This is a genomic window from Moorena sp. SIO2C4 (assembly GCF_010672485.1).
In the GTDB taxonomy this organism is placed as follows: Bacteria; Cyanobacteriota; Cyanobacteriia; order Cyanobacteriales; family Coleofasciculaceae; genus Moorena; species Moorena producens.
Genome location: NZ_JAAHGN010000141.1, coordinates 1 through 10638 on the forward strand (window position 1 = coordinate 1; position 10638 = coordinate 10638).

General features: G+C 45.5%; 9 protein-coding genes. 4 read left to right on the plus strand and 5 right to left on the minus strand.

Translation table 11 applies throughout. From position 1 onward, the window contains the following. Nucleotides 1–529 precede the first annotated feature (529 nt). Together F6K20_RS10355 and F6K20_RS10360 are read left to right on the plus strand one after the other, a co-directional pair. The gene (locus F6K20_RS10355) at nucleotides 530–670 is read left to right on the plus strand and encodes a hypothetical protein (protein ID WP_154659818.1); all 141 of its coding nucleotides are present in this window, start codon (nucleotides 530–532) and stop codon (nucleotides 668–670) included. Nucleotides 671–731: 61 nt separating this feature from the next. Further along, a complete protein-coding gene (locus F6K20_RS10360) occupies nucleotides 732–1250 on the plus strand; it encodes an Ntn hydrolase family protein (RefSeq protein WP_008185288.1) in 519 nt (172 codons plus the stop codon). Between the two features lie 293 nt (nucleotides 1251–1543). Here F6K20_RS10360 and psb28 read toward each other — a convergent pair whose 3' ends face one another. Beyond that, entirely contained in the window at nucleotides 1544–1879 is a 336-nt protein-coding gene (psb28, locus tag F6K20_RS10365; protein WP_008185291.1) for a photosystem II reaction center protein Psb28, read from the minus strand. A gap of 246 nt (nucleotides 1880–2125) precedes the next feature. Then, nucleotides 2126–2260 carry a hypothetical protein gene (locus tag F6K20_RS10370; protein WP_267873697.1) on the minus strand — a complete coding sequence of 45 codons (135 nt, stop codon included), beginning with the start codon at nucleotides 2258–2260 and terminating at the stop codon, nucleotides 2126–2128. Nucleotides 2261–2361: 101 nt separating this feature from the next. Between F6K20_RS10370 and trpS the strand changes: the two genes are divergently transcribed. Next, a complete protein-coding gene (trpS, locus tag F6K20_RS10375; RefSeq protein ID WP_008185292.1) occupies nucleotides 2362–3372 on the plus strand; it encodes a tryptophan--tRNA ligase in 1011 nt (336 codons plus the stop codon). Between the two features lie 279 nt (nucleotides 3373–3651). Continuing rightward, the gene (locus tag F6K20_RS10380) at nucleotides 3652–4587 is read left to right on the plus strand and encodes a methylenetetrahydrofolate reductase (protein ID WP_008185294.1); all 936 of its coding nucleotides are present in this window, start codon (nucleotides 3652–3654) and stop codon (nucleotides 4585–4587) included. Nucleotides 4588–4746: 159 nt separating this feature from the next. On the opposite strand, the gene F6K20_RS10385 is transcribed toward F6K20_RS10380, so the two are convergent. The 3 genes from F6K20_RS10385 to F6K20_RS10395 all read right to left on the minus strand — a co-directional run. Beyond that, nucleotides 4747–6108, minus strand: coding sequence for an NB-ARC domain-containing protein (locus tag F6K20_RS10385; protein WP_008185296.1), 1362 nt, complete (start codon nucleotides 6106–6108; stop codon nucleotides 4747–4749). A 491-nt stretch (nucleotides 6109–6599) separates the two neighbouring features. Next, entirely contained in the window at nucleotides 6600–7022 is a 423-nt protein-coding gene (locus F6K20_RS10390) for a hypothetical protein (RefSeq protein ID WP_008185298.1), read from the minus strand. Nucleotides 7023–7317: 295 nt separating this feature from the next. Beyond that, the coding region (locus F6K20_RS10395; RefSeq protein WP_287294604.1) for a DNA-directed RNA polymerase subunit beta'' at nucleotides 7318–10638 on the minus strand (3321 nt) is incomplete at its 5' end.

A 10638-nucleotide genomic window follows, 5' to 3' on the forward strand; every position in this document is an offset into this window, starting at 1 on the left:
CGGGAATCGGGAGTCGGGAATCGGGAGTCGGGAATCGGGAGTCGGGAGTCGGGAAGAAGTCTCGAAAACTACTTCTTCCCGATTCCAACACTATTCTCCTCAGCTAATCCTTCCTGGGGTTTGGGTTTCAAAATGTGTTTCTGATAGCGGTTCTGATCTTAATCAGGTACACAGGATTTTTTTCCTGTTTCCTACTCCCGTTTTGATGCAAAGCGCGAGTGGGGGTTTCCCCCAAGACCGCCCTGCATTGAGATGCACCGAGATCAGATCAGCTGGCCACAGGGCGTTAGATCATGTCAGGATAATTACCCTTAATAAAAATCTCCCCTATCTCCCCTATCTCCCCATCTCCCCATCTCCCCACACCTCCCACCGTCCCCACCCTCTCCTTAATTATGGGTATTCAACCAGACTTGATATTAGTAGGCACTGCCTAGGCTGTTTATTATGGGCCTGAGCCCAGAATGGATATCATGCAAGAGATACACTGTCTGATACTATCAGACAAAAAGTGCATGAAGTTTAAGCTATGGCCATCGCACAAAGTGAACACCCTACCCCACACCTCACCCGGTCACCCCACACCCGGTCACCCCACACCCGGTCACCCCAGGCACTGCCCACCCTAGAGGAACTGGTTGCGATGGATAAGGCTAAACTAGTTTGTTAATGACTGCTATATCGGTGCCTGTTTCACCGTAATCATCGACTAAAACCATTAGGAGCAACTTATGAGCGTTGTCGCTGCCAGAAAATACCCTGATCAACTAGTTTTTGCCTCCGATAGCATTCGGCTGTCAGGATACCTCAAGCAAACTCACCGGGTAACTGGGGATGAGTGGGGCAAGCTATTTGAAATCAATAACATGATTATTGGCGGCGTGGGTTATACCATGGAATTGAGTTTCATGCAAATATTTGCCAGAAACCATTCTCCAGCAGCTCCTACGGTTGAGGCTGTTCTCGATTTTATTGTGGAATTTTATAGTTGGGCAAAGGATAAAGACGATACCTTTGGTCGCAGAAACGAATATTTGTTAGCAGTAGAACAGGATATTTTTTGTATCAGTGATGGCTATCTCGTGGATAAAATTAATGAATTTGGTGCCATTGGTGCTGGACAAGATTATGCTCTGACCGCAATGTACTTAGATAAAACCCCTGAAGAAGCGGTAGCGATTGCTAATGAGCTTTGCGTATATTGCTCTCCTCCGATTAATGTGATTACTAAGCAAATCAGCGATATCTGACTTGGGTATAGTGCTGAGTACTAAGCTTTTTAGTAAGCTATCAGCTTATGCGCTACGGGCAGCCGACGCGAACAGCTTTTGAATGAAAGAGGTAAGCCTTCGAATAATGCTGAGTTAAGTCTGCTGTTCGCGCAGCGTGAGCCTTTAGCTCACGGCTGACCGCTGACAGCTGAACGCGCACGCGTGCACGTAGCGCATATGCTTAAGCGTTTTTGAGGGTTGACGCTTGGGTGTAAACCAGACCCTGTAAACCAGACATTAGTACCCAGCACTCAAGACTCAACTTAATACTGTTAGGATTTAGTAAATCCTAAGTCATTTTCTTCACTATACCGTTCCATAAAACGCATGAAACGATCCCACTCTTCTGGAGATTTCATTATGTAAGTTGCTTCTATAGCCATTGGTTCACCATTAACAAATTTGCCATTAACCTTACTGGTAGAAATCTCACCTTCCTCATCAATCATGTACATTCCGGTGATCTCATCCTTAGAGTCTTTATCGTATACTTTAGGCTTGGTAAAAATAAAGGTTGCACTGCCAGTCTGACCAGTTTTGGAGCGAGTCAAACGTACGTCGGGCACAACTTCTTCTTTGATGCCTCTAGAGAACTGAATTTCAGCCATACTATAAGTCCGATTAAGAAAATATTAAGAATCTTTACCCCACTATCTTCTCATCCAAGCTGCCCTAAATGGCAAAAAATTTTAACTGATGGCTGAACTTATGGCTGAAGGTTTCCCTAGGTTAACGACCTAGCAAGTAAGCATTCAGCCGTCAGCCGTCAGCCGTCAGCTTATTTTATTCAAAGGTGCGCTCTTACCATTAAGAATTAAATTCGCCACGGGTCGCACCTAAAAGCACCGATTGCGCTACGCGCACGCTGGGCGAGTAGCGTGTGCTATGGGCATAAACTGTTCGGTGTAGCGTGGCCACAGACCCAAAGCTGATAGCACCTCAAGTAGCGTGCCCGTAGCGCTAATCGCTGATAGCTGAATGCTTACCATAGCAATGGCGAAAATAATCCAAATTTAGCCTAACCAGTGGGAAAATTGGATTACACTGATACCGTTTCGGCAAACCGATTTAAGCAATCACTAGATCATACATGGGTAAACAGCGCGTTCTATCTGGAGTTCAACCAACTGGCAATCTTCACCTGGGTAACTATCTTGGAGCTATCCGCAACTGGGTCGAAGGTCAAAGTCAGTATGATAATCTATTTTGTGTAGTTGATTTACACGCTATTACTGTACCCCATAACCCAGCAACTCTAGCAGAAGATACCTTAAGCATTGCTGCCCTCTACTTAGCCTGCGGGATTGATTTAGAATGCTCTACCATCTTCGTACAATCCCATATCCCTGCCCACAGTGAACTAGCTTGGCTGCTCAACTGCATTACCCCTCTTAACTGGCTAGAGCGAATGATCCAGTTCAAGGAAAAAGCGGTTAAACAAGGGGAAAATGTCAGTACTGGCTTACTGGACTACCCGGTATTGATGGCAGCGGATATTTTACTTTATGATGCCGATCAAGTTCCAGTGGGAGAGGACCAAAAGCAACACATCGAACTGACTCGTAATATCGCTATCCGAGTTAATGACAAGTTTGGCAGTCAGGAGAAACTTGTGCTAAAGTTGCCAGAGCCTATGATCCGAAAAACTGGTGCTCGTGTGATGAGTCTTACTGATGGCAGGCGCAAAATGTCTAAGTCTGATCCATCCGAGTTGAGCAGGATTAACGTGCTTGACTCCCCTGAGGAGATCCAAAAGAAAATCAAGCGCTGTAAAACTGACCCGATTAAAGGATTATGGTTTGATGATCCAGAACGCCCGGAATGTGAGAATCTACTAACTTTGTATACCCTGCTTTCTGGGAAAACAAAGGAAGAGGTGGCTACAGAATGTCGGGATATGGGTTGGGGCAAATTCAAGCCCTTACTCACAGAAGTAACCATTGAAGCGCTCAAGCCGATTCAACAGAAGTATCACGATGTGAGGTCAGAGCAGGGCTATCTTGAGTCGGTGTTGCGAGAGGGGCGACAAAAAGCAGAAGCGATCGCAAACCAGACCTTGTCCAGGGTAAAAACTGCATTAGGGTTCATTGCTGTAACCTAATTCCTGGAGTTGAACCTCCCCATCCGTCGCAGGAATGGGGTATCCTTTGCACAACCACCGTTGGTTGTTATCGACCTGGGCGTAACTTTCCCTGGCCTATGGCCACGCTACGCGAACGCACCGAGGGTAGCTGAGTAGGGTCAATACCCAGTTTTTTTTGAGACCCTTACTTTTTATATTAACACTATTTGAGAGGTAAAATTCATCCCCGACCTTTGAGGACGGGGTATTCTTTTCCCTCTCAAACTCTCCGACTCTGATAAGTAAATACTATAACCAATGACTAACCCTACTAATAACTCGTTTCGCACTGCCGTTGAATCCGGTGAATTTTTGATTACTGCAGAAGTGGCACCCCCCAAGGGGGGTAACGCAGCTCACATGGTCAAAATGGCTCAAACCCTCAAAGATAGAGTCCATGCTATCAATATTACTGATGGCTCTAGGGCAGTCATGCGGATGTCGTCTTGGGCAGCCTCGGTGATTTTACACCAGCAGGGCATTGAACCAATTTGTCAGGTGGCTTGTCGCGATCGCAACCGCATCGCCTTGCAAGCTGACTTGATGGGTATTAATGCTTTAGGTATCGGTAATATTCTCGCCCTAACTGGTGATCCAGTCAAAGCAGGTGATCATCCTGATGCTAAAAGTGTATTTGACTTAGAATCAGTACGCCTATTGCAACTAATTACTAAGCTAAATCAAGGGGTTGATTTCAATGATAAGCCCCTTACTGATCAAGCAACTGATTTATTTACTGGTGCAGCGGTAGACCCCCAGCTCAAGAGTTGGTCAGGCTTACAGAGTCGGTTTGAACGGAAACTAGAGGCGGGAGCACAGTTTTTTCAAAGTCAGCTCATTTGTGATTTTGATCGCCTAGAGAAGTTTATGGTTCAGATTGCTGCTGGTACTAATAAGCCAATTTTAGCAGGGATATTTTTGCTCAAATCCGCTAAAAACGCTAAGTTTATTAATAAAAAAGTTCCAGGGGTTAATATCCCTGACGAAATTATTGATCGGCTAGCAGCAGCAGATAATCAGTTACAAGAAGGGATAAAAATTGCCGCTGAGCAAGTTAAGCTCGCACGGCAACTGTGCCAGGGTGTTCATATGATGGCAGTCCGGCGAGAAGACTTGATTCCCCAGATTTTGGATTTGGCTGGCATTTCGCCATTGCAGAAATCCTCTCCCGTTAATGACTTAGTTTTTAAGTAAGTAAATTTCAGGTCAATTGTTATAGCGCTATGCCCAGGGAACAGGGAACAGGGAACAGGGAATAGGGAATAGGGTAAATATACCTTTTTCTCTCCCCACCCTACCCAAACTTCCCAAACTTCCCACACTCCTCCCTGTTCCCTGTTATCTTTTCTCCTTTTAACTAATACTAAGAATCACCGAACTAACTACAGGGTATAGGGTGAAAAAAGTTTGACTAATGTCTGTGAATGTCTCAATGAGTGAACGCCTCTGGAGGGATTGTAAAACATTGATTAGTTTTGAATCCGAGCTAATGGTCATATCCTGGCGCAATTGTTCCCGGGAAACGGGTACGGGTTTGGTACTTATCCCTAGATACCTGATCACTTCTCTTTCTGACTTATCTAAGCGATTCAACTGTGCAATTAAAATTAACCTGATTGGCTCAGGAACAAATACCTCATTCAAGCTTAAAAATTTCGATACACTGCCATTAAAATATTTTTCAATTGTTGTCGCTACTAGATTTAATGCTAAGGGATTGCCTCGATAACGGGTAATCAAGGTTTCCCATTCTTCTGTATTTCCAAATAACCCGTTATCTACTAAGATTTTCTCAGCTTCTTCTGTAGGTAACCCCTTCAGGGTTAATGAAGCAGTAGTGTTATTTTTTTGCTCCAGTAACTCTAGTTGTAGAAATTTTTCCCAACTGATCAGCAGCAAAGCACTTTGGTGTTTTTCCTGTGCTACTCGTCTAAATAGCTGACCATAATCCTCATAGTTGGCTTGATAGTATCCAGCTATAGCGCCAGGACTTAGAATCTGCTCTGCGTCATCCAGTCCGATCAGACACCGATGCTCTTGTAAACATTTTATCAAGCTAGAAATAAGAGCGTTGATGTCTTCTGGTAAATTGAATGATTGCTGGTGAGATAGGAATTGAATCAGCTCTACTAGCAGTTGTTTCAGGGGTGGAGCATGGCGCAGATTACGCCAAATAATATACTCAAATTCCCCTTGAAGGTTGTTTGCAAGTTTGACAGCAAGAGTGGTTTTACCAATCCCTCCTATACCGAGAATCCCTACTAGTGAGTATTGCTTTTTACTAATCCATTGCTGCAGTTGATTGACTTCATTAGTGCGTCCATAGAAAGCATAAATTTCTGGTGCTTCCCCCCAATCGTGGTGGTACTGAGGCATTTTGTATCCTGCAACTTCTAGCCACTTAGAGACGTCTTTCCAGTTAGTGAGGCTATTTAATTCTCGATTAGTTAGTGCTTCGACATATCGATACAATCCCCTAGTCAGGGCAACAGCGATTGAGTTAGAGCTCCGATGGAGAGTCTCAGCTATTTTTTTTGGGGAGTAGCCACAAAGCAATCCTCTCAAGTACACTTTTTCCACTGATGTAAGTGTGCTTTTATTCTGAGTTTCCCTCTGTTTTTGCTCGCCAATATCTATATATAACTTGTCTAAATCCCAAAGCTTTACTGCTTCTAAAAACAGTTCATCTTCTGGATAAAACGCACCCTGCGCCATTTGCTTGCCTTCCTTGAGATAAAACTTATAAACCCTTACAGACTGAACACTGGATCTAAAGTTTGTATAACGACTAGTACACCGTCTCGGAAATAACTGACTAGTTAAAATCTCCTTGATCTGGCTTGTCTTTGCCCTGTTCTTCCTCTCCGTTAAACTGAGATCATGGAGCATTGTGATTAATCCGTTGGTGGGCAGCAGTGCAAACCCAAGGCTATGGCCAGCTTGGTGAATCGGTTTGCTTCACTGCCCACCCTACATCAAGCTAAGTGGGACAGGGGATGCGGTGCGAATGCGTTCGCGTAGCGTGACCGTAGGTCAATCGCGTTTTCACCAATTGTCTGGTTAACTCAATACCCCACTTTTGTCAATAACTGAGCTGATCAAGGGTTATGTGAGCGAGAGACGCTTTGATTTACCTGTAACCTCTAGCAAGGGAGCATTGAAGCAACAGTGATGGTAGTAGAGATCCGGGTAATGGTCTGGTTTCATCAAAGACAAGCTTTTACTATCTCTAATAAATTTTCTCTGATCTTGCTATCAGTATCAGCGCTAGAATCACTCAGTAAATTTAACAAATTTTCCTTAACTTCCTCTTCTTCTGCTTCCAGCTGTTTTTTCCCTTCTAAGTCTTCTAATTTTTGACGCCATTCTCTACGACTTCCATATGATTCCTTGCTAGCCTGTTTGAGCTTTTCGCTATAATCTTCCTCCGTGTCCAAATCAAAGACAAACATAAAATAAGATATATCTTTTGACATAATCTTATTGGCGATTGCTAAGGCTGATTCATCTGGAGCAACTTGCCAGACCTGTTCAAATACTCTACACAACTCATAAGCCATCGAATTATTACTTTTTTTATAGGCTTCCTGTATTTCCTTGAGTTTTTCACTTTTGCTGACAGTTGTCATGTTTATAACCCCTTCTTCTTATTTTAAGATGAAACTACGTTAGTCCAGCACCGGTGTATTATAAATCATTGGGGGCTATGTGCCCAGGGTGGCGTCCGCACCTTATAATCCCCGTGTAAACCCGATCAGCGCCTGCATCCAGACCTAAGCATACAGCTAGGTTGAAGTCTGGTGATAGGAATGAATCATACTAAATAATACCGTAAGGGCGTCTGATCAAAAGCTTTTAAAAAGCTGATGATCAGACGCCCTTGTTTTTCCCAAGATTTATCCGGGGTAGAGTTCAAGCTTATGGTTAATAATTTCCATTCAAGAGGTCTAAGTTGCTAGGATCAGTAGCCAAATCACTCTCCTCATCTAAGCTGTAAACACGGGCTGTGTTATCATCAAGCAGGTTGCCTTGCTGTAATTCAGTACTATCGGCGGGTTCACCATAGCCATAGACCATGCTACTCCCATGGTCGAATTCCGGTTCTGGATTACCAAGAGTGGGCTCTTGGTAAGAATTGAAACCAGTTCCTGCGGGAATCAGACGCCCAATGATGACATTCTCTTTCAGACCTCTGAGCCAGTCAGATTTCCCTTCGATCGCTGCTTCTGTCAGCACACGAGTAGTTTCTTGGAAGCTGGCAGCAGAGATAAATGAATCGGTATTAAGGGATGCTTTGGTAATTCCCAGTAGTACCGGTGTATATTGAGCTGGCGCACCACCAGTGATGGCCATGGCGTCATTCACTGTCTCAATCTGCCGCAACTCCACGAGTTCTCCTGGTAGCATAGTGGTATCACCACCATCGTCTACCCTCACTTTAGAGGTCATCTGACGAACAATCACCTCAATATGCTTATCAGCAATATCAATTCCTTGAGACTGATACACCGACTGTACTTCATTTACCAAAAATGCTTGTGCTTGTTGCAATCCCTTTAAAGCAGCTTCGTAGACACCTCTTTTTTCGAGACAGTAGTTGAAGAAAATCTCTAAAATTTCATGGGGATTGGCTGGGCCATCGGTGATGGGTTCAGCGGTACCGACTTGCTGACCATCGGAAACAATAGCATTTTGCCCAGGCGAAATCGGGTAATCGGTCACGACTCCGTCTGACTCAATTACCTTGATATCAACGGTTTCGCCTTCTTCATAAATCACCTGGGCTTCTCCAGGACGTCTGGCCAATATACAGGCTTCTTTGGGTTTGCGAGCTTCTAGTAGTTCTTCAATCCTGGGCAAACCTTGGATAATATCCCCTGTCTTAGCCCGTTCAAACACCAGTAGTACCAGGTTATCACCCCGCTGCACCAAATCTGCCTTGTCAATTTGCAAAATTGCCCCCGCAGAAACTCGGTATGGACGAGCCAGTCGCAGGATAACAGAATCATCCGTCACCTGAACCACCTGACCTGATTCTCCAGCGGGTGTCCCTTCCGCTAAGGTGTTGGTACCAACGACCAAATCCCCTACTTTGACTGTGGCAGGAGACGTAATGGGGATTGTGACTCGGTCAGCATCCCTGACCACCAGCACTCGGCGAATGGCTTCTAATCCTTCTTGAATTCCCCGGATTTCACCAGCTTCCTTGCACTGAATTTCTGTTCGAGCAACTACCGCACCTGGAGGAATTTCGTCCCCATAATTTACTAAAATCCGGGTTTTGGTATTACCCCCTAACGGATCTGCATTGGTATCCCGGCGAACCACCAACGACTCCAGGATCACCAGTTGTAATCGCATATCCTCAGAGGCTTCATCCTCAGTACTGACTAACTCAATATCAGCACTCAGCTGGGATGAACTAGAATGGTCACTGCCAGCATCGGGGTTGCTCATTTCCAATACCAACTGGGTGCGGAGTAATTCCACCCCATCCACAGACTTGACCCGTTCTCCATCTTTATAGGGAATGCGTTGGATGGCTCGCAATTGAATCTGGGTTCCTTGGGTCCCTTGGTTGGAATTGTCTTGGGTATTAATGGACGCCTGAGAGGGAACCGCTGGTTCATCTGGTACAGCAAACTCAGTCACTGGCCGCAGCAGCAGTCCCATACCATCAGGTGTGTCAACTGCTTCTCCATAACACAGGTTTTCTACCGTTATCCCTGGCAAATCTTCCGAGCCGGGATAGATCAGGTGACCCTCACTAGTCATGGTCTCTGGTAGGTTCTCCACCAGATGAAATTCCCCAGGCTTAACCACAATTTCCCGGAGGATATCATTTTTTTGGACAACTTCCACTACACCTGACGATTGACAGAAGATATCCTTAACCACTTCTGTGCCTGCTTCCACATATTGACCGTCTTCCACAAGCAGCAGGGAAATATCTTTGTTGACCTCATGGCATTCTTCCGGAATCCAGAGTAAGGTACCGCCTTTGGTAACTTCGTAACCTTGCTTGGCTTTACCCCGTTTAGCCACCTCTACACCAGCATATTTAATAATGCCACCGGTTTTAGTGTAGTATTGGTCATCAATCAGTTCCGCCACCACCTGGTGGTTGAGTACCTTTGTGCCAGGGGTTGCCTTCAGGGAAAAGTGCTGATTATTGGCAGTGTGAATCACATATTGTTCCCGACCCCCCGTGCTTTCCATTCTCACCTGTGATTGATCCAAGCGGACGGAAGCTGTGATAATGTCAATTTCTCTTTTGCCTGGGGTCAGTCGCACCACACCACCATTGAGTGTGACTAATTTGGTTTCCGCCAGTACTGTGCCAATCTCTACAGTATCCCCATTTTTCACCACCGGTTCGGCACCAGGGGGTAGGTTATAGACGTCCCCAGATAAAATCCAGAGCAAACCGCTGCGTTGGGCAATCCGAGTAGTATTACCCTGTCGATCTGTTTTTTCCTCAGGGACTAAGTCGGCAAATAGCACTTCCCCGGCTAAGTCCGATGCCACATCCTTAGCCGCTTTTTCTGTGGAAGGACGGCTTTTACTCAGGGCTACTTCTGCTAACAGATCACCCTTGCTGACTGTTTGCCCATCACTGACTAAGACCAAGGAGCCCGCTGTTAAAGGAAAGGTTTTGGCAGAGCCATTAGTTGGTGCCAAAATCAGATCCCCAGCTAGTTCCACTTGTTGACGCTCGTCACCGTGGCGAGTCCTAACTTGGCGGGTACGTAGGCTTTTGCCAAAGTTTACTACACCCTTAACGGGAGCAGAGAGCTGGCGTGCCACTTCCCCGGTAAACACACCCCCTGTGTGGAAGGTCCGCATAGTCAACTGAGTTCCTGGTTCCCCAATAGACTGGGCAGCAATAATCCCCACCGCTTCGCCCAAATCCACCATGTGCCCATGAGCTAAGCTCCAACCATAGCATCTCTGGCAAACTGACCGCTGGGCTTCACAGGTTAGAGGCGATCGCACCATTACCTCTTTAATACCAGACGATTCAATCTCTTTGGCTAGTTGATCAGATACATCTTGGTTTTGTTTAGCAATTACTTTCCCGGTTTTTGGATGAACCAATTCCTCTGCTACAATTCGACCTAAGAGCTTATCCGCTAGGGAAATTAAAATGCGATCGCCGTCAGTCATGGCTGCGATTTTGATGCCCCGACTGGTGCCACAATCAAGGTCTCGTACAATCACGTCCTGGGAAACATCCACCAGACA